At 64.2% G+C, this 19621-nt stretch carries 22 protein-coding genes; 7 read left to right on the top strand and 15 right to left on the bottom strand.

What is annotated here, in order from left to right; genetic code table 11:
* Position 1: 1 nt before the first annotated feature.
* The 3 genes from QX034_RS29020 (at position 2) to QX034_RS29010 (ending at position 2511) form a co-directional block, all read left to right on the top strand.
* A complete protein-coding gene (locus QX034_RS29020; RefSeq protein WP_316196206.1) occupies positions 2 to 1231 on the top strand; it encodes an acyl-CoA dehydrogenase family protein in 1230 nt (409 codons plus the stop codon).
* Positions 1232 to 1292: 61 nt separating this feature from the next.
* Entirely contained in the window at positions 1293 to 1865 is a 573-nt protein-coding gene (locus QX034_RS29015; protein ID WP_316196205.1) for a flavin reductase family protein, read from the top strand.
* A 364-nt stretch (positions 1866 to 2229) separates the two neighbouring features.
* Positions 2230 to 2511, top strand: coding sequence for a hypothetical protein (locus tag QX034_RS29010; RefSeq protein ID WP_315728954.1), 282 nt, complete (start codon positions 2230 to 2232; stop codon positions 2509 to 2511).
* A 125-nt stretch (positions 2512 to 2636) separates the two neighbouring features.
* Here the strand turns inward: QX034_RS29010 and QX034_RS29005 are convergent, their stop codons facing one another.
* The 4 genes from QX034_RS29005 to csgH form a co-directional block, all read right to left on the bottom strand.
* Positions 2637 to 3452, bottom strand: a complete 816-nt coding sequence (locus QX034_RS29005; RefSeq protein ID WP_315703972.1) for a CsgG/HfaB family protein — start codon at positions 3450 to 3452, stop codon at positions 2637 to 2639.
* A 101-nt stretch (positions 3453 to 3553) separates the two neighbouring features.
* Positions 3554 to 3895, bottom strand: coding sequence for a curli assembly protein CsgF (locus tag QX034_RS29000; protein WP_315703973.1), 342 nt, complete (start codon positions 3893 to 3895; stop codon positions 3554 to 3556).
* Positions 3896 to 3924: 29 nt separating this feature from the next.
* The gene (locus tag QX034_RS28995) at positions 3925 to 4419 is read right to left on the bottom strand and encodes a hypothetical protein (RefSeq protein ID WP_316196204.1); all 495 of its coding nucleotides are present in this window, start codon (positions 4417 to 4419) and stop codon (positions 3925 to 3927) included.
* Positions 4404 to 4721, bottom strand: coding sequence for a curli-like amyloid fiber formation chaperone CsgH (csgH, locus tag QX034_RS28990; RefSeq protein WP_315703975.1), 318 nt, complete (start codon positions 4719 to 4721; stop codon positions 4404 to 4406). Before csgH ends, QX034_RS28995 begins: the two co-directional genes overlap by 16 nt.
* 119 nt (positions 4722 to 4840) lie before the next feature.
* Between csgH and QX034_RS28985 the strand changes: the two genes are divergently transcribed.
* Together QX034_RS28985 and QX034_RS28980 are read left to right on the top strand one after the other, a co-directional pair.
* Positions 4841 to 5422: a hypothetical protein gene (locus QX034_RS28985; RefSeq protein WP_315764287.1), complete on the top strand. Its 582-nt coding sequence runs from the start codon at positions 4841 to 4843 to the stop codon at positions 5420 to 5422.
* Positions 5403 to 5756, top strand: coding sequence for a helix-turn-helix transcriptional regulator (locus QX034_RS28980; protein ID WP_315703977.1), 354 nt, complete (start codon positions 5403 to 5405; stop codon positions 5754 to 5756). The genes QX034_RS28985 and QX034_RS28980 overlap by 20 nt, the downstream gene beginning before the upstream one ends.
* 59 nt (positions 5757 to 5815) lie before the next feature.
* Here the strand turns inward: QX034_RS28980 and QX034_RS28975 are convergent, their stop codons facing one another.
* On the bottom strand, positions 5816 to 7057 hold the full coding sequence (locus tag QX034_RS28975; RefSeq protein WP_315764284.1) for a hypothetical protein: 1242 nt from the start codon (positions 7055 to 7057) through the stop codon (positions 5816 to 5818).
* 219 nt (positions 7058 to 7276) lie between these two features.
* Entirely contained in the window at positions 7277 to 7720 is a 444-nt protein-coding gene (locus QX034_RS28970; protein WP_315703979.1) for a hypothetical protein, read from the bottom strand.
* 1315 nt (positions 7721 to 9035) lie between these two features.
* Between QX034_RS28970 and QX034_RS28965 the strand changes: the two genes are divergently transcribed.
* Positions 9036 to 12440 (top strand): autotransporter domain-containing protein, encoded by a 3405-nt coding sequence (locus tag QX034_RS28965; protein ID WP_316196203.1) that lies wholly within the window; start codon positions 9036 to 9038, stop codon positions 12438 to 12440.
* A gap of 124 nt (positions 12441 to 12564) precedes the next feature.
* Positions 12565 to 13035 (top strand): A24 family peptidase, encoded by a 471-nt coding sequence (locus QX034_RS28960; protein WP_315703981.1) that lies wholly within the window; start codon positions 12565 to 12567, stop codon positions 13033 to 13035.
* 24 nt (positions 13036 to 13059) lie between these two features.
* Here the strand turns inward: QX034_RS28960 and QX034_RS28955 are convergent, their stop codons facing one another.
* From QX034_RS28955 to QX034_RS28915, 9 genes are read right to left on the bottom strand one after another with little or no spacing between them, the layout of a single operon-like run.
* On the bottom strand, positions 13060 to 13749 hold the full coding sequence (locus tag QX034_RS28955) for a hypothetical protein (protein ID WP_316196201.1): 690 nt from the start codon (positions 13747 to 13749) through the stop codon (positions 13060 to 13062).
* Between the two features lie 11 nt (positions 13750 to 13760).
* Entirely contained in the window at positions 13761 to 14321 is a 561-nt protein-coding gene (gene gspM / locus QX034_RS28950; protein WP_315703983.1) for a type II secretion system protein GspM, read from the bottom strand.
* The gene (locus QX034_RS28945) at positions 14318 to 15388 is read right to left on the bottom strand and encodes a PilN domain-containing protein (RefSeq protein WP_315703984.1); all 1071 of its coding nucleotides are present in this window, start codon (positions 15386 to 15388) and stop codon (positions 14318 to 14320) included. The genes gspM and QX034_RS28945 overlap by 4 nt, the downstream gene beginning before the upstream one ends.
* A gap of 5 nt (positions 15389 to 15393) precedes the next feature.
* Positions 15394 to 16317 (bottom strand): type II secretion system protein GspK, encoded by a 924-nt coding sequence (locus QX034_RS28940; protein ID WP_315703985.1) that lies wholly within the window; start codon positions 16315 to 16317, stop codon positions 15394 to 15396.
* Positions 16317 to 17063, bottom strand: coding sequence for a type II secretion system protein J (locus tag QX034_RS28935; protein ID WP_315703986.1), 747 nt, complete (start codon positions 17061 to 17063; stop codon positions 16317 to 16319). The genes QX034_RS28940 and QX034_RS28935 overlap by 1 nt, the downstream gene beginning before the upstream one ends.
* Positions 17060 to 17464 (bottom strand): type II secretion system protein J, encoded by a 405-nt coding sequence (locus QX034_RS28930; RefSeq protein ID WP_315703987.1) that lies wholly within the window; start codon positions 17462 to 17464, stop codon positions 17060 to 17062. Before QX034_RS28930 ends, QX034_RS28935 begins: the two co-directional genes overlap by 4 nt.
* The gene (locus tag QX034_RS28925; RefSeq protein WP_315703988.1) at positions 17445 to 17909 is read right to left on the bottom strand and encodes a prepilin-type N-terminal cleavage/methylation domain-containing protein; all 465 of its coding nucleotides are present in this window, start codon (positions 17907 to 17909) and stop codon (positions 17445 to 17447) included. The genes QX034_RS28930 and QX034_RS28925 overlap by 20 nt, the downstream gene beginning before the upstream one ends.
* A 5-nt stretch (positions 17910 to 17914) precedes the next feature.
* Entirely contained in the window at positions 17915 to 18376 is a 462-nt protein-coding gene (gspG, locus tag QX034_RS28920) for a type II secretion system major pseudopilin GspG (protein WP_315703989.1), read from the bottom strand.
* 32 nt (positions 18377 to 18408) lie between these two features.
* Positions 18409 to 19617, bottom strand: a complete 1209-nt coding sequence (locus QX034_RS28915) for a type II secretion system F family protein (protein ID WP_315728952.1) — start codon at positions 19615 to 19617, stop codon at positions 18409 to 18411.
* Positions 19618 to 19621: the final 4 nt, after the last annotated feature.

The raw sequence follows: 19621 nt of genomic DNA, 5'->3' as shown, positions 1-19621 counted from the left end.
AATGAACAAGCCGCTCCCCACCAACACGCTTACCGCCGGGCCGACCGTTCCGCTCTCGCCGGGCGCCCTTGACGCCCTGCTGGCCGAGATCGCCGAAGGCGAGGCGGAGCGCGAACGCGAGCGCAACCTGCCGCACCGGCAGATCGCCCTGATCAAGCAGGCGCGGCTCGGCGCATTGCGACTGCCGATCGCCGCGGGCGGCGCCGGCAGCTCGATCCGCGATCTTTTCCAGATCGTCATCCGGCTCGCCGAAGCCGATGCCAATGTGGCTCATATCCTGCGCAATCACTTCAGCGTCGTGGAGCGGCTGGTTCGCACGCCTCGCGATGACCAGGCGCGGGACTGGCAACGGGCGATCGCCGGCGGCGCCATCATCGGGCTTGCCACCACCGAACTCGACAGCCCGCAGGTCGGCAACATCACGCCGAACACGACCTTCACGCCCGATGGCGACGACTACCTCCTGAACGGCACCAAATATTACAGCACGGGGACGCTCTATGCAGATCTCGTGCTGGTCCGTGCCGCCGATCCGAGCGGGCGTCCCGGCGCGACCATCATTCCCGTCGATCGCGACGGCATCGAGCTGGTCGACGACTGGGACGGCATGGGTCAGCGCCTGACGGCCACCGGCACCACCTACTTCCGCAATGTCAGGGTGAAACGGCAGGAGATCGTATTCGACGCCCCCGACATCGGCTATGGCGTGCCCTATTCCAACACTTTCGCGCAGCTCTTCCTGACGGCCGCGGTCGCCGGAATCAGCCGGGCCGCCCTTCGCGATGCGATTGCGCTGGTGCGGTCGCGCAAGCGGACCTTCTACTACGCGCCTCACGAGAAGCCCACGGAAGACCCGCTGCTGCAGGAGACGATCGGCAAGATCGCGAGCGCCGCGCACGCCGCGGAAGCGGTCGTCCTCGTTGCTGCCGAGGCACTCGATGCGGCCACTGACGCGTTCGACGCCGGGCGAGCCGATTCGGAAGAGCTGGCGCATCGTGCGGCCCTGCTGTCGGCGCAGGCCAAGATCGTCGCCGACGACGCCGCCATCCGCAACGGCTGCCTCATTTTCGATGTCGGCGGCGCCTCGTCGACCAAGAAAGCGACCAATTTCGATCGGCACTGGCGCAACGCGCGCACGTTGTCGTCGCACAATCCGGTCAGCTACAAGGAACGTGCGATCGGGCAATATCTGATCAACGGTACGCCGCTTCCGGCGAAGGGTTTCTTCTGACCGGACGGCGCCGCGACCAAGGGCACGAGCAGGAAGGCTCGTGCCCGAAAGGAGACGACGGATGGGCAAGCGTGACCTTCATCTTGTCCACGAGAGGATATCCGATCCGCGGCACGTCCACTCGGCGCTCCGCCGCGTTGCCGCCGGCGTCAGCATCGTGACTGCGGGACGCGGAGACGACATCACCGGCGTGACGATCGCCTCGCTGATATCCTTGTCCGTGGATCCGCCTCGGCTCATGATCAACCTCGGCCTGCAGTCATCGGCTTTTCCGCTCATCGCTCAGGACGGCTGGTTCGGCGTCAACATCCTCGGCTCGGATCAGCTCTCTCTGGCGGACCGCTTCGGCACGCCACATCTGTCTCGCCGCCAGAAGTTCGATGGCGTCCGCTGGTCGCGTGGTGCTGCAGGCGTTCCTCTCCTGCAGCATGCCCAGGCGGCAATCGAATGCGAAGTCGACGAGATCATCGAGCGATATGCGCACGCGATCATCGTCGGCCGTCCTGAGAGCGTCGAGCTGGCCCCGCGGCTTTCGGGCCTGCTTTACTGGAATGAGCAGTATGTCGAGGTCGACCGCAATGCCGACCTGGACCTGCTCGCAGAGGTCAGCGTTCCCCTGAATCATGTCCGGTGAGACGAACCGCATGCATGGACCGCGGCGGAGACGACCAAGATGAGGCACGGACATCCCTTCGGCTCCGAGCGCATCGCAACCGGATCCGCCTCGGACAGCAACCCGTAGGCAGGTCCGCTTTAGGGCGATACGCGAATCGTCAACGAGGGCCAGTGCGGGTGGGCCTTCCGGACTGGCCCATCTGCAACCACCTGCGAGGTGACGGAATGGGCCCTGCGCACGAGGCCATACGCCCTGCTCTTTTTTCCGCAGACATCTTGGAAAATGCCTGGAACCGTGGTCTGTGTCCGGCGTCAGCTCACGGAGCTGCGCGTCGCGCGGAATGCGATGTGAGGACAACAAGAGACCGAACGGGCGTCATCCGATGATCGTCAATACTGCCAGACCGATAACGCTTGCACTGCTCGCCGCCGTCGTCCTTGTCGCGTCGGGCTCGCCGGCCGCCCGTGCCGGCTCCGAAGTCTACATCCAGCAGGCCCGTGGCAATGTCGCAGGAACGACGGTAGTGACGAAGCCGCCGCCCGAAGCAGCTGCGCCGGCCAACACTGCGGGGTCCGCGCCGACCGCGCCGGAAACCTGCAATGCACAGAATGCATCGTCGCAGGCCTGCTATACCGCGACCCAGCAGGCGCGGCCATCACGGTAGCATAAGAGCCCAGCCAACAGCGTTCACGCCGTGTTTGAGGGCTCGGACCGCTGAGTGCCCGGGCCGCGCGACATCAGCCGTGCGGTTGCCCGCACGGCCGCCCTCCTCTCCTGCATTCTGTCAGATCAGCTCTTGGGGACGTCGATCTTGATGGCCGCCGCCTCTTGATTCTTCTCCAGCTCGCGCATGAAGGCGTCGCCCGCCGCACGGTCCTTGAACTCCCAGAGATGGTTCTTCACGCCCTCGAAGATCAGGGCATAGACCGCGAGCTGGACGCCCTCACGTACGCCGAGGGTCGCCGGCGAGTTCTTGGTGAAGCCAAGCTCCGCCTGAAGCAATTGATCGATGGCAGCAAACATGTAGGCCGAGCTATGGACCTGGACGGAATAGATCGTCTTTGTGGTCGTGACGCTTGCCAGCACGCGTCCGCTCTGCACGCTCACCGCGCGCAGCGCTACCGTGATGACATCCTGCCGATACTGCGTGTCGGCGCCGATGCCGAGATAATTGGCGCCGATCCCGCCGGTGGTCTCGTTACTGTCATAGCCGATGATGCCGCCTTCGAGCAGGATGCCGGCGAAGCGCAGCGGCGGCAGGCTCGGCGCGCTGTCGCCCTCGGCGGCGGCGCGCGTGGTCTGGATGATCTGCCGTTCCTGCAAGAGCGGCTGCAAATCGTTGCGTTCCACCACGTTGAACCAGGCGCCGCTGCCGGCCTTGGTGAGCACGTCGATCAGCACGGCGCTGGCGCCTTGCGTCAATGCGCGGGAGAATTCCGCGAAATTGTCATTCGGCTTGTTCTGTCCGGTCAGGTCGGGAAAGTTGTAGACGGAGACATCGAGCTTGCGGCGGGGTGGCGGCAGGCGATCGAGCACCACACCGGTCTTGGTCTCCGGCACCAGCTTGGCTGGGCGCGCAAACGGGTCCTTGGCCGATCCGGACATGCATCCGGCCAAGCTGAGAGAAAGCATCGCAATGGCAGCGATGCCTCGAAGCTGTTTGTTCATCATGTCAGATCCGGCGCCGGTTCGGCGATTTCAACGTATCAGGGAACGATGGAGCGTACGGCGCTTGGGGATGTCGTCGTGCCGCTGCCCGTTCCGGAGCCCGACGTGCCGGTGCCCGTACCGTTGCCGCCGATAATGACGGCGCCCGAGCCGAGATTGCTCAAGGCGCTGTTGAGACCCGAAAGATCAGGACCTTGCGAACCGGACTTCACGCCGTGTCCCTGTGCCTGCGCCTGTGAAAGTAGATACGAACCATTGAGCCCGCTGCCCCCGAACGTCGGATTCGTGGGATGATAGACGATCTCGGACGCCGCCGCGGCGGACAAGCCGATGCCGATCGCGGATGCAATCGCAAATACAAACAAACCAAACTTACGCATGATACAGATCTCGATTCGAAGTTATGAGGTCATCGCTTGATCAACAGGCTTCCGTTCGGAAGCTTGGCAATCAGCATGTTGATCGGCGCGGATCCGGGCGGCTGGAGCACCGCGATGTTCAGGCTCTGGGTATTGATGAGGTTCACGTTGGAATAGTCGCGGCCGCCCTGGAGCACGGTAACGTTGTTGTTCGAGCCGCCGATGGTGCCTACATTGGAGTAGTTGTTGCCGCCTGACTGCGCCTGCAGCACGCGATTGTTGTTGCCGATCTGCAATGTTGTGGCGATGTTATTGCCGCGCGCGGATTGCGCCGCCTCCGGCGTCGGCACATAAGCGGGTTGTCGAGGCACGTAGGATGCGGTCGGGATCAGCTGGACAGGCTGTGACGCGGTGGTCGAAACCGTCACTCCTGCCTTGGCGTTCACTTGGGCAATATAGGCGGACTCCGCGTGGGCCGAAGCGCCGATGGTCAAGACCACGCCCATAATGCTGATCGCGATTGCTTGCTTCATGGCGACGTGCACGTCAGCCTCCCCTGGTCGGATTCCAACGTCAGCTCTGCGCGATAGTGATCGGCGGCCGAACGATCCAGGATGATCGTCGTGAGCACTTGCTCTTGTCCGGGCTGCAGCACAAAGCTCCCGCTTTGGGTGTTGCTGGAGCGTCCGGTGCTGCTCTGCTTGTCGATCAGGAAGCGATATTGACCACGGGCGGGACGGACGGATCGGACAGTCGCGTCAATTCTCAGGTAGCCGGACTGTGGGGCCGCCCGTATCGCGCATTCGATCACCGCGGCTGCATTAGGCTGCATCGGCTTGTCACTCACCTCTTACGCACTGGAACTGCCGCATATACGGCAATTTTGGGGGGACCCTATCGGTCGTTCTTTGCTCTTTTTTGACAATTCGTACATTCGCATTCGGCTTGACGGACTGAGGTGAAGCCGTGATCACTCTGCAACATGAGGAGAGCGGATCGTATAGACTTCAGGTTTGTGCTAAGCTGCGTCACCACCTGACTAATGCATCGATTGTTCCTGTCATGCCCACCATCTCGGACCTCGTGGCCAGCGGGGCGATCGTCAAGATCGAGGTTGAGCTCAGCGCGCACGAACAGCAGCTGCGCCTGCTCTACGGCACGCCGTCGTTCGTCGCCTGGCTGGGAGAGATCCTTGCAGGCGCAGTGCCGCCGCGACCGCTCGGCGAGCTATCACCGGCGCAGCAAATCGACGATCTGTTTTATTCGTTCTTGAGTGGCGCGCCGCTCGTCTTTAACAGACAGTTTCGTGCTATCCGCGCAGAGGACAATGCGGTCTGGGAATTGAAGACGGCGGATGTCCGCATCTTCGGCTGGTTCATGGCCAAAGACTGCTTTGTCGCAGTATTCGGAAACTGGGCTGATATCATCAAGGATCATGATCTCTATCGCGGCTACCGGATCGCGATCCGGCGACTGCGCCGTGAACTTGGGATCGATGCGACGCTGTGCGTGAAGGGGGGCGCACCGGATGACGTTCTTTCGATTTGATATCGACGCGCGTTCGCGCAAGGTCAGCCGGCTGCTGGGGCGGGTGCGACGCGAGCTGCTCAAGGCCGTCATGGAAGAACGGCGCGCAGGATTGACGCAGCAGCAGCTTGCACAGCGGCTGAAGACGCGCCGTGCGATCGTCAATCGCAAATTGTCAGGAGAATCGGAGATCACCCTGCGCGAGCTCGCCGATCTCGCCTGGGCGCTCGACCGCGAAATCAGCCTTGAACTGCGCCGGCCGGACCAGATGGCGGGCGACAACATCGCCCCCCGCACGTCGACGGTCGGCTATCGGCCGGCCAGGATCGTCGCACCGAAGCGCTCCGACGATTAGTTGGATGCCGGCACCGGATTTGAAACAGGCGGCGGGAGATGCCCCGCCGCCTGCATGACCTACTTCTGCGAGACCGTCGCGACGTTGTGGATGCCGTATTGGGCCGTGAACGACGTGTTCGACACGTTGGCGCCGGTGGCCTGAACCAGCTGGATCACGTTGCCCTGACCCACCTGCATCGAGACCTGGCTGTTGTTGCCGGCGCTCGCCTGCTGGCCGACGCTCTGCGCCGCGTTGACCACGTTGGAGCCGCCAATCTGCGAGATCAGTGAGTTGTTGCTGCCGAGCGCGAGCGGAACGGCCACCGACTGACTGACGCTGGCGAGGTTCTTCGAGCCATGCTGCAAGGTCAGCGCATTGTTGCTGGCGTTGCCGGTGCCGAAGGTCTGGGTGCTCTGCTCGATGGTCGCAGCGTTCTTGTAGCCGTGCTGGAACAGCGCCTGGGTGTTGGCACCGTTGGCCTGCTCGACCTCGGCGACGTTCTTGACACCGGCTTGACCGATGAACGAGGCGTTCGTGTAGTTCGCGCGCTGTTCCTCCGGCGTGTCGCCGAAGCTGCCTGCGACGCCGCCACCTTGCTTGGTGGAGGCCAGATTCTTGTTGCCGATCTGTACTGTCGCAGCCGTATTCCGTGGCCCTTCAGCGGTGCCGCCGACCGAGGTCTGTTCGGTCGCGACCTCGTTGCGGTTGCCGATCTGGGTCGTCATCGCGGCGTTGCTGTGGCCGGTCTGGAAGTCGCCGTCACGCGTGCTGTCGGCGCTCTTCTGCGACACCGCGGCGAGATTCTTGTTGCCGATCTGCTTGGTCACGGCGCCGTTGGCGCCTCCGACCGGGGTCGCGGACGACGGCGTCACGCTCGAATTGGCCTGGACGACCTGCGACACGTTCAGATTGCCGACTTGCAGCGTCGCCTGGTTGTTCTTGCCGCCGTCCTGCTTGGCGAGCGCGGTGTTCCTGTCGCCATATTGTGCGCTGAACGAGTTGTTCTTGTAGCCGACGTCCTTTGCCTCTGCGTTGGGCGCGCTGTTGGTCTGCAGGGTGGACGCAAAGTTCTCGTTGCCGACCTGGACGTTGCCGGAGTTGTTCCGGCCATGGGCAAGCTTGCCCGTCTGGCGGGTCAGAACGGTGTTGTCCTCGCCGGCCTGAGCCGTGGCCTGATTGTTCCTGCCGCCCTTCTGCTGGATCGTCGCCTGATTGCGGGCGCCGACCTGCTCAATGAAGGATTCGTTGTTGCGGGCGCCGGCAGCATTCGCGGCCGAAACGCTCGCGAGGATGAGTGCCAAGGCAGTCATCGTTCTCATGAAGATAGTCCTTGCGTTGTCCAAAGCGGGGTCGGCGGGGATCGCCGCCCTCGGCGCGCGTTAAAACATTGTTAACCTAACGACCGAATGACAACTCTCCGACTGAGCAGGCCAAATCGCGCTGGGTCCCGCGGCGTGGAACTCCATGCGCATCGACCGCGCAGGCCCGTGCGGCAGCGTCGACCGCAGCGCGTTCTCAGCAGCCCTTTTCAGCTTTATTCAGTGATCTTGCGCTTCGATCCGCAACGATCCGAGTCGCACTTCCTGCTCGGCATCGACGATGGCACGGATCTTCATCAGGCCGCCGGAGCGCAGTTGGAGCGGCGTGAAGATGAGGCTGGTGGCGGCCACGATATAGAGCGGTGCGCTGGTCTCCGGCTTCAGGTTGGTGACCAGCTCGGTCTGCTCGTTGCGCCGCGGGGTCTCGATCGGCTCTTCAGCGAACGGCTGCTCGTCGCCCGGCAGATAGCAGCGTACGACGATCGAGTTGAAGGGCCGCGACGCCGGAGAGAAGATATGGATGTGAACGCATAGTTTGGGCAGCACCAGAGGAAAACGGCCCGAGATGAAGATCACACCGTTGTAGCAGCCAATGAAGCTGAGCTTGCCGCCAGGTTCGTTGCGAATATCGTCGCAGAAGATTGAATACCCGTACCGATCCATGATCGCAGACCGTCGACACGGCCGCTCCTCACCCATACAGCCCGGCTGTCTTCGCGCAGCAGTGTGACGACATGATTACAGGCCTGTTCCTGTCCAGCGATCCGTCGGGTCTTGACCTCACGGTCGTTAGTTATGGGCACCTAACTCTGTCTCGCTTTGTCGAATGCGCTCCAGCCGTATCGCCGGATCTAACTTGCCGAAGGCAGCGCGTTGGGGTCGTGGCAGAAGACCCGGCCGCAGATCGTGTATTAGACGGAGCAATTTCACCCTTCCCTGCGCCTGCATTCCAATTGTGTCGCCTCCCCCGCGGCGGCTGACGAGGAGCTTTTTCGCAGTCGAGGAAAAGCTTTCCTGACTGGTCTTCCTAAACCTCCTCCCCGACCGGCGTTTAGGTTCGCCTGACGCTCATCGGTTTGCGGCAATGGCCAATATGAAGCGCTGCACCCTGACATGCCGGCGTGATGCCGAATATGCACCGGCTCGGTACTGCCCTGGATCACCGTTCGAATGCGCTGGATGGCCTCGGCGTGAGCCTTTCGACGAGGTTGCCGGGCATGATGCGCTGCGTCATGCCGGGGGGATGATGCGCTGCGTCTAGGGCGGACATCGCGGACAACATCATATCTGATCTTGGCGCAACCCGGTCGTGATCGCAGTTCCGGCAACACCTCGACGCGAACGATGCGGTCTCCGGAAACGCTCGTACCCACGAGCTGTAGCCCTCGGGCTGCCTTGACCTTTGCCCGGGGCACTCAGCTCTTTGCCTGTTGGAATCGCGGCCGAAGTCCGAAATGAAACTGGGTCGCATCTGCGGAACTCGACCTTGTGGCCTTCTCGACACAGGAAGGCACAAATCGGGCCAGCCGGCTCATCCGCCAATAGCGCTTCTCGGCGACACACCTGTAAATTGCACCAAATCTTTGCCCGATTTGGCCTCCTCGCCGGTATTCCTGCCTTACGGAACTCGCAGATGGCTCCGCTTCCCAGGATGAACTCCGAGTCAATGAGAAGGTTTGTGGGGCAGAACCTTACTCCGGCTCTCCCGGATGGCGACCGCGCTCCAAATCCTGCCAAATGGTCAGCACTCGGGCCACGCTTACCTCGGGTTCTGACGATACGGCCGGTCCCCAAAAGCGAGTGCGGGTGCGTCCGCTGGAATCATGACGGCGCAACGAGAGCCGCGGGCTTCCCTCTCACCCTGATCATTCTCGCCTCGGCTTTCCTTCTGCCATTTCTGATCGCCGACGAGTCCCGCGCGCAAACGGGGCCATTTGTGTTCGTACCCCAAGATGCCTTTGGCATCAGCTTTACGACGATGTCGACAATCGACACGTCCAACAACAGCGTGCTTACCCCGCTCGTCACCGGCGCTCAACCAACAGCCGCTGTCGTGCGCGGAGACGAATCGATCGTGTACTTGAGCAACAGCAATAGCAGTTTTGCTTCTCCCAACACCATATACGCTGTCGACACTGCAACTAATTCGATCATTGCCACGATTAACCTCGGAGGAGGAGCGAATCCTCTCGGTATTTCAATTAGTCCGGACAACACCCGGCTCTATGTGGCGAACGCGGCCGTCAACGACATTGCTGTCATCGACACAACGACCAACACAGTGGTCGCCACCATTCCGGTAGGTAATCGTCCGACCATGACCGCAGTCAGCCCGGACGGCACGCGCGTCTATGCGACTAATTTGTTCGGTAACACAGTTTCTGTCATCGACGCCGCAACGAACTCGGTGACCGCAACGATTAACGTCGGCGTGAACCCTGCCGGGGTTACATTCAGTCCGGATGGAACGCGCGCGTATGTGGCCAACCAGACCAGCAACACGATTTCAGTCATCGATACAGCCACCAATGCCGTGCTCACGAATATCGGAGTCGCAGCCGGGGCTAGCCCCCGTCAAATCGCAGTCAGTCCCGACGGGACGCGCCTTTATGTCACCAACTTCAATAACGACACCGTTTCCGTTATCAACGCCGCAACGAACACCGTTATCACCAACATCGCCGTAGGGACTGATCCTTTTGGGGTGGTGATCAGTCCGGACGGCTCTCGGGTCTACGTCACCAACCGCAACAGCAACAACGTCTCGGTCATCGACACAGCCTCCAATACGGTCCTGACGACCCTCGCCGTCTCGTCCAGCCCAGGTATTGCGGGTATCTGCTCGAACGGCAACGCATTGCTTGCGGCCGGGCTCACCTTCAAGGCCAATACGTCGGGAGCGCTCGCCTGCACGCTGGCTTCCGGCCCAAGCGGCGCGTCGGGTCCGATCTTTACCGGCGGGACCTTGCAGTTCGCCGCGGCCGGCATCTCGACTTCGTTGCCGATCACGCTGCTGAGTCAGGGCGGTACGTTTGACACCGCCGGCAACAACGCGACCTTGTCCGGCACCATCAGCGGGCCGGGCGGATTTACCAAGATCGGCGCCGGCACGCTGACCTTGTCGGGCGCAGGCACCTATTCCGGGCCCACTTTCGTCAACGCAGGCACACTGCAGGCCGGCATCGTCAACGCGTTTTCACCGAACAGTGCCTACACGATTGCGAGCGGCGCAACTGTCGATCTCGGCAGCTTCAACCAATCGATCGGATCGCTGGCAGGCAGCGGGAGCGTGACGCTCGGCTCTGCGACGCTGACAACCGGGAACAACGGCACCTCGACTGCCTTCAGCGGCGTGATCAGCGGAACGGGCAGGCTTACCAAGATTGGCGCGGGTGCGTTTACGCTGTCGGGCAGCAACACCTATAGCGGCGGCACGGCCGTCAATGCCGGTACGCTGGTGATCGGCAACAACAGCGCGCTGGGGACCGGCTTATTGTCGTTGGCCGCCGGAACGACTTTATCGTTCCTCGACACGGCCAATTTCACCATTGCCAACAATATCCAGATTTCGGGCGATCCCTTCTTCACGCCGCCGGCGGGCACGACGCAAACCATCTCCGGCGTCATCTCCGACGGCACCATTGCCGGAACGCTCGATATGAGCGGCGCCGGCACGCTCGTGCTGACCGGCAACAACACGTATACCGGCGCGACCAACATCAACTCCGGCATCCTTGTCGTCGATGGCTCGATTGCTCCTTCCGCTTCGACCATCAATGGCGGCGGCACGCTCGCGGGCAGCGGCACCGTGGGCAACGTCATGGTGGGCAGCGGCGGCATTTTGGCCCCCGGACCGCTCACCTCACCCGGCAGCATGACGATTGCCGGCAGCCTCGCCTTTCAGGCGGGCGCTTTCTATCTCGTCCAGACCAATTCGACCGCCTCGCTCGCCAACGTCTCCGGGATCGCAACGCTGACCGGAGGCACCGTGTTCGCGTCCGGGCTGTTCACGCAGGACAGATACCATATCCTGCATGCGAACGGCGGCTTGGGTGGCACCACGTTCGCCGGCGCAATAACGAGTAGTCCGACCGTCTCCGCGACCCTGAGCTATACTGGCACCGACGTCTTCCTGGATTTGGTGGCGCAGCTGACCAATCTCAGCAGCACCGTCGGCCTGAGCGTCAATCAGTTCAATGTCGCCAGTGCCATCGACAACTTCTTCAACAGCGGCGGCGTGCTGCCGCCGCGCTTCGCCGGGCTGTTTGCGCTCAATCCCGCTGCCTTGAAGAGCACCCTCACGCAGGTGTCCGGCGAAGCCGCAACCGGCGCGCAGCAAGGGGCATTCCAGCTCGGCGGCCAATTCCTGAACGTGATGCTCGATCCATTCGTGGACGGCCGAGGCGGAACGGCGGGAATGACCGGTCCGGCCTTCGGCTTTGCCCGGGAGCGCGAGGCGCTGCCGGATGATGTTGCGTTCGCCTACGCAAAGGCGATGAAGGCTCCAATGGCCACCAAGGCGCGGCCGCTGCTCCCCGCTACCCAGCCCCTGTGGACCGCATGGGGCACGGCCTATGGCGGCTCCAACAACACGAACGGCGATCCGGTCATCGGCAGCCATGATCTTAGCGCCCGCGTCGCCGGCTTTGCCGGCGGCCTGGACTATCACGTGATGCGCGACACCGTGCTGGGCTTTGCCTTTGCAGGTGGTGCAACAAACTGGTCCCTTGCACAAGGCCTGGGCGGCGGCCGAAGCGATGCCTTCCAGGCCGGCGCCTACGCCGTCACTCGGTCGGGTCCCGCCTATCTTGCAGCCTCGGCCGCCTTCACCAATCACTGGATATCGACGGACCGCTTCGCGGCGTTCGCCGATCACCTTACGGCAAACTTCAACGCCCAGAGCTTTGGCGCGCGCGTCGAGGGTGGCTATCGCTTCGGCCTCGGTGCATTCGGCGTGTCGCCCTATGCCGCCTTGCAGGCCCAGGCCTTCCGAACGCCGACCTACAGCGAGGCCGACCTCAGCCTCGGCGGCTTCGGTCTCTCCTATAATGGGCGCACGGCTACCGATACCCGCAGCGAATTGGGCGCGCGGTTCGATTACATCGCGGCAGTCATGCCGGACGCGGTGATTACGCTGCGCTCGCGTCTGGGGTGGGCGCACGACTGGGTCAGTGATCCCAGCCTGACGGCGCTGTTCCAGTCGCTGCCGGGGGCCAGCTTCGTCGTCAACGGCGCCTCCCCCGCGAAGGATTCCGCGCTCGTCTCGGCTGGCGCCGAGTTTCGTCTCGCCAACGGCATCTCGCTGCTCGCGAAGTTCGATGGCGAGTTCGCCGGCCATGCCCAGACCTACGCCGGAACCGGGACCGTCCGTTACAGCTGGTAGTCGCGCGGAGCGAAGGCGCCGCAGTGGACGGCAGGACGGCGGTATCGAGCGTCAGATCCAGGGCAGACCGCCGGTGTGGGATCGTGTATCAGACGCGCGTCGCACATGGTCCGGCGTATTCTTGATGGTCACCCTGCTCTGCCTGTCTCTGCTCGGGCTTGCCTGCCTGCTTCTCGCCTGGATCGACTTCCGCCAGGGCATCATTCCGGATTGGCTCAACCTTGCGATCGCGGCGCTCGGCGCGATGCACGCCGCGGCTCTCGGCGGCGTGGCCTTCCTGGCTGAAGCCATCGTGGAAGCCGCGATCATCGGCGGCGCGGTCTGGCTGCTGCATCGGCTATATTTCATGCTGCGCGGCCTGCAGGGGCTTGGGCTCGGCGACGTCAAGCTGCTGGCGGCCTCCGCCCTGTGGGTCGGAGCGACCGGGATTCCGATGCAGCTGCTTGTTGCCTCCCTCACGGCCCTGCTCGCAGCGGTCGGCCTGCAGCTTGGCGGACAGGCGATGACGCGGCAAACGGCGCTGCCGTTCGGGCCGTTCCTCGTGCTCGGGCTCTTGATCACCCTGGCACTGCAGCAGACCGGCTGGCTGGACTAGATCGCCCCCATCCAACGGGATGGGCTAGCGCTTCCGGCGTCGCTGGACCGGATCTGCCTCGTCATCGATGAAAGCATTCTCCGCCTGGATTGGTGGTGACACACCCGCCGTCGTGGCCTCAGGTCCCGGCTCTGGAAGGCTGATGATGGCGGTCTGATCGTCACGCTTGAGCGTGACCTCCCGTCCCTGAACCGCCTGCAGACGCCAGCCCTGGAAATCTTCCCCGATGCGCAGCCGCAGGGCCGTCCGCGTGCTCTGATCGATGAAGATGCCGAAGCTCTGGTCGGCGCCGATGATCGTGCCGACCAGCGACAATTGTGGCCGCTCGACCCGCGGCGGCTTCGGCGGCGGAGGCGGCGCGCTGACCATCGCAACGGGCGCGGCAGGGGGCGGCGGCGGCCGGCGCGAGGCGGAAAAGATCGGCCGCTCGCGCGTGTTGGACAAGCTTGCCAGCGGAATGGCCCAAAGCGGATTGGCGCTGACCGCCGGCGCCGCCGCAGCCGGCTTCGGCCGGACGGGTACGGGGGCTGCGCCAGCCGACGCATCCCAGATCGATGGCGTGGCCGGAGCGTCCGCCTGGCGCGGTGGATCGAGCTCCATATCGGAAGCGGCAATCGACAGCGCCGTGCGCGCCGCGAGAAGGCTGAATACGGCCGCGAGCAGCACGACCAGGCCGATCGCTCTTGGCTTGCTCGGCAGCGTCCTTGGGAGCATGGTCCGGTCCGTCATTTCGCGCCTTGCCATTGTCCGGAGACAGTGAGGAGTATCCGCAATTTGCTGTCTCCCGCCTCGGCCACGTTCGTTGGTGCCTGCACCACCAGCTGATCGACAAACAGGAACGGCATGCCCGCTTCGATGTCATAGAGCAGCCGCTGCAGCCCTACCTGGTCGATGTCGCAGCTCGCGATCATCGTGATGAATCCGGTTTTGGATTGCGTTCCCTGCAGGTCGATCTGCGACGACTGCACGTTGCCGCCGAGCTTGGTGATCGCGCCGGTCACGCGCTGCAGTAGCGCGGCGCCGGCGACAGTGACGGTGGCGCCTTCCAGGAACGGCGAGCCGGACGGCGCGGTGCCCTCGGCGCCGGTTCTACGCGCCAATGCGGGTTTGTGACCATCGAGCTGCTCGAGCATCGCAGCCGTCGCAGCAACGTTGGCGCGGCGGCCCAGCACATCGGTCGCGGAGCTCGCGATCACGACCAGGAAGGCCAGCATCACGCCGAGATAGGTGATCGCGGCGGGCACAGGCCGCGCGAGGACTTTGGCCAGGGTTGCGTTCTGGTTCATGAGCCTGACCCGAAATACGGCGTGACGTGCGCCTCGATGTGAAACCGCTCGCCCGGGTCTTCGGGCGCGCGCGTGGTCGGGGCAAAGAACGTGGCACGAGTGAATTGCGGTGACTGTTCCAGCAAGCGGATCAAGGATGGCGCATCCTGGGTCAATCCGACCACCTGCATCTTGTCGCCCTCGATCCGCAGCTCCGTCGTATAGGTGCTGTCGGGCAGCACGCGCGACAGCGCTTCAAGCACCATCACGCTCGAGGCTGTGCTCCGCTTGCGCTGCGCGAGCAACTGCTCCGCGGAGCTTGCGCCCTGACTGAGGCGGAGCGCCGCGCGCCGCTGGGTGAGCTGCTGTTGCAGCTCCTGGAGCTGCGTATCTAATCGCGCGCCGAGATAGGCTGACAACGCAAAGCTTGCGGCGGCCGCCACGCCGCCGCCCAGCAGCAGCCCGCGCAGCAGACTCGGAATGCTCACGGCGAAGCGGCCGGCTTGCACCAGCCTTGCATTGAACAGCCGAATGGTTTCGCCGGCGACCTGGTCCTGCGGAACGGCGACCACTGCCGAGATCGACGCTGCGCCAAGTCCGGTCGCCAGTTCGACCAACGGCTGAATTCTCGCCCGCGCGGTCGCGGCCAGCATCAATACGATACGATCGTTGGGACCTGGCTGCGGCGCCGTCAGGCCATAGACGGCCTCGCCGGCCGTCCAGGGGGTCAGCCGGTCGATCTGGGTCCGAACCATGCCGTCGAGAAACTCGGCCGCCTGTTTGGGGAAGTCGACCTCACGGAACAGGACCTGATCCGGCCGCATCTCGACCTCGACGGTGCTGCTGCGGAACGCCGCGCGCCATTGCGGCGGCAGCGCCGGCTCGGGCCGTCCATGCATCAGGCGGAAGGACACCGGCGCCAGGCCTGCGTCCTGGCCTGCCGAGCCGGATCGCGCCGTGAAGTGGCCGCCATCCTCTTCCCGCAGCACGACCCTGCGCCGCGATGTGAGCCGGCCCATGGCCGCCTGGATCGCCACGGCCACGGCTGCGATCCAGGTTGCAAGCAGCTCCTTCAATTCCACCAGCATCGCACTCACAACTCCATTCCGCCGGCACCACCGATTCCATCGCGCCACGCCAGCACGCGGTACGGATTAGCCGCACTCTTCAAACCGATCACGACTTCGGAAGCGGTCTGCCAACCGTTCCTGAGCCGGAGCCGGACCAGGATGCGATAGGCCTCGCATTTGTCTTGGGTCGCGCTGGCCTTGGCCTCGCCGAGCGCCCGCGCGATGGCTTGGGGATCGTTGTCCAGCCCGTCGCGATCGGCAAGAAACTGCTTCAGGATCAGCGGCGTCATGCCCGGCAAGGCCGCGATCACCTCGGGTCTCGCATTGATCGCGTCAACTCCGGGGGAGCCGCTGAACACGGTCACGAAGGGAAGCGCGCGCGCCACCAGTGCCGGCGGCAGCCCCAGCACGAGGCTGAGCTCGTTGATGTGGGCGAACGGTGCCTGGCGCGGGCCGTAGGAGCGACCGGCGGCACGATAGAGCGCATCTTCACCGCTGGCGGCACTGCCGGGCGCGGCACGCTTCCGCCATCCGGCGATACGGTCGGCATACTCTCTTGCATTTTCGGGGCTGGCGCCGAGCACGCTCATCAGGCCAGCGAGTAATTCTTTCGGCGCGTTGTTGAGGTCGATGCGGGCGGTCTCGGAGGTAAAGGTCACCGACATCTCGGCACCGTTCAACGCGGCATGGAAACTGCCGTGCGCCGGCGGGTTCTCGCCGGACGAAGTCAGCTTATAGGCGGTCAATTCGACGGCGGCAGACACCAGAGCTTCGGTCTGCAGCGCATTGTCGTTGACGGCGATGGCGCGCGCCGAGTTGGCCAGAAAGGCCGAGAAGATCATCGCGAGTGCGGCAAGCGCCGCCAGAATCCACAGCACGGCAACGAGCACGAATCCGCGCTCGGCGCCGCGACGGTCGCAAGCTGCGCTGCAGGTCCGGCGCGCCATCACGAGCCTCCCTGCTTCGCGCCAGCGCCGGCCGGCCTGTTGTCGTCGGTGGCTTTCTTATTGCCATCGGTATCGGTCTTGCCGCCCTCCTCGGACGAACCGCCGGAGGCAGCCGCCTCGACATGAACCGGCGTGACGGTGGAGACCGCAAGAATGCGCTCGCTGCCGGCATCGCGAACCGTCAGCCTGATCGCCGCCGGCAGCCGGTCGCTCTCATGCCAGTTGTCGCGGAAGACCCGATCCACGCCCGCATAGGCGAACGACAAGCGGAACGGCGGCGTCAGCAGCACGACAGGATCGCGGGTGCGGATCGCCTCCGACAGCGAGACGCCCTGCGGGAGCGGCGCAAACGCCGCGCGCGAGCGGACCATCACCAGCCGTCCCTGATCCACTGTTTCTGCGATCCGGACGATGTCGAGGCCCGGGCCTACATTCGGCCCGATGGCCGTGCGCACGAAGGTGACCGACAGCGCCGAGCCGTCGAACAGCGGCTTGCGCAGGTCGCGTCCGGGAGAGACGAATTCCGCTGCGGCAAGATCAGCCGCGATGCGCTGCATGGCAATGCCGATCAGCTCGCTGCGCTGGACGCGGTCGACGCCATGGTTCCAGTTCGGCAGCCATTGCGCGGTGACTTTGGCCAGCGCCGACAACACGAGCCCGATCAGCGCAAGCGCGACCAGCGCCTCGATCAGGCTGAATCCCCGCTCGTCTGCGTGCGCGTCGCGATGCTCAGCTGTCGTCGTCATTGCTTCGGCTTCGGCATCAGACGAACCGTCTCCAGCGTGATCATGCCGCCGGCCGGCCCGCGCACACGCACTTTGACCAGTTCAGGAATCCAGTTCACATCGTCCTTGTCCGAGATCCAGTCGTCGCCGACCGGACCGATGTCGATCTGCCAGCGCGTCTCGTCGTTGCGACCGCTCAGCTGTCCCGGCGCCAGCGCGCTTCGTTGCGGGATCTGCATCGCCAGCACGGTTTGCGCCGACTGAACCAAGGCGACGTGGTTCTCCAACGAGCGAACCCCGCGGGCATTGGTCGACATCACCTGCCCGATCGCAACGATCGACACGGCGACGACCGCAAGTGCGATCAGCACCTCGATGATCGTGAAGCCGGCATCGGGCCGGTCAGTTGGCGAGCGGGACACGGGATGAAACCTCTACCCTGCCGGTCAACCAATTGACGCGGATCTCGTAGGTCGTATCGAGCCGGCTGAGTGCGATCGCCCCGCCGCACGACATGCCGTCGGCGAAGAAACTGATGGTGGCGAATGCCGCGCGATTGCGACAGGTCTGCGGGAGGGTGGCGTCGAAGCGAACGTCGTCGGGAATGCGCAACGCCTCGCGGCTGGCACCGGAGCGGATGGCCCGCGCATGCGGATCGACCAGGGTCGATACGTCGCGCTGGCGCCGGATCGCGGCGCTGCGGTCCATCTTCAGAAGCGTCGCCGCCTCGAGTGCGTAGGCCTGCAGCCTTGCGCGCGATGTCTGACGCGGCACGAAAGGCAACAGCACGGCCGTGACCAGAGCGATGAGCGCGAGCACGCACACCATCTCCAGCAGTGTGAAGCCGTGCTGATCCTTCTTGGTCATCAGTTTCAATTCGTAGCCGAAGCGCTGAGACGATCGAGCGAAATGTCGGCGGCCGCGCCGCTGCCGCCCTCCTGGCCGTCGGAGCCGAGCGATACGATGTCGTAAGCGCCGTGTTCGCCGGGCACACGATAAATGTAAGCATGATTCCAAGGGTCGTTGGGGACGCTGGCGCCCTTCAGATAAGGCCCGTTCCAGGCGCCGCCGCCGGTAGGCCGCACCAGGGCGGCAAGGCCTTCGGCGGAGGACGGATAGCGGCCGGTATCGAGATTGTAGAGGTCCAGCGCGCTGGCGAAGCTCTGCATCTGGATCTTCGCCGCCTTGACCTTGGACTCGCTGAGATAATTGAGCACGCGCGGACCGATCAGGCCCATGATGAGGCCGATGATCGTGATCACGACCAGCATCTCCACCAGCGTGAAGCCGGCTTCCGAGCTCTGCGCGTTGGCGCCGTATCGCCTCGGCGACATGGCAGAATTCTGTTTCGACATTGTCTTCCCCTTCATCCCACGAGTTGGGTAACCGACAAGAGCGCGGTCATGACCGAGACGATCAGCCCGCCCACCACGGTGCTGATCGTGACGATCGCGAGCGGGCCGATGATGCCCACGATCCGATCGAGGCTGCGCTGGAGCTTGGCCTCGTAGAATTCGGCGACGCGTGCGGCGAGCGCGGGCAGCTGGCCGGTTTCCTCGCCGAGCCGCAGCATCCGCACCGCCATCGGCGGCAGGCTGCTGGCGGCCGAAAGCGCATCGGACAGCTTGCCGCCATGTCTCACCCGCTCGGCCGCTGCCGACCAGGTCGCGACGTTGCCGGTCACCGCCATGATGTCGATCAGGATGCGCAGCGTTGCCGTCAGGCTGACGCCGCTCGCGAGCAGCACGCCGAGATTCCGGCAGAACAGGCTGGTCCGGTAGAACTGAAAGATGCCCGCAATGCCCGGAACGCGGGCGGCGGCGCTGATGATGGCCGCGCGGGTGGCAGGCCTGCGCAACAGCCACCAGACGCCGGCAATGACCGCCGCAGCCCCGAGCGAGAGCGCGACGGCGTTGGCGTGCATCGCATCCGACAGGTCGATGAAGAAGCCAAGCGCAGTGTCGGACTTGCCGCCGAAATCTTGCAGCACGGAGGAGAATTGCGGCAGCACGACCAGGATGAAGAACAGCATCACGCAGACGGCTGCGATCAGCACGAAGACGGGATACTGCATGGCATCGGTCAGCTTGCGGCGCGTCTGCTCGGCCCGCGCGCGCTCGGCCCCAAGCGCCTCCAGCACCTGATCGAGCGTGCCGGAGACCTCGCCGACACGAACCAAAGCCACATACATCGCCGGGAACAGCTCCGGATGCGCAGCAACGGCGTCGGCAAGACTTTCGCCGCTCAACAGCGCGACCCGCAGCTTGGCGACCACGGGACGGAGCCGACCGACGTCGGCATCTCCGGCAAGCAGCTCAAGGGCATCGTCGAGCCGCGCACCGGCGCGAAGCAGCAAGGCCAGATCGCGGGTGAACGTCGTGACTTCGGCGGCGCTCGGCCGATTGAACGGACCGAAGCCGACGGAAGACGACGGCTTCTTGTCCTCGATGGTCTCGATCGGCAACAGCCGCAGATATTCGATCCGCGCGGCGACCTCGCGCGCGCTCGGGGCCTGCAGCGTGCCGTGGACGATCTCGCCGTTTTGCGTCAGCGCGCGATAGCGGAAATTGGGCACGGTT

This window comes from Bradyrhizobium sp. SZCCHNR3119 (assembly GCF_032487775.1).
GTDB lineage: Bacteria > Pseudomonadota > Alphaproteobacteria > Rhizobiales > Xanthobacteraceae > Bradyrhizobium.
Note: the sequence above shows the minus strand (reverse complement) of the source record. Positions and strands in the feature narration are given on the sequence as shown.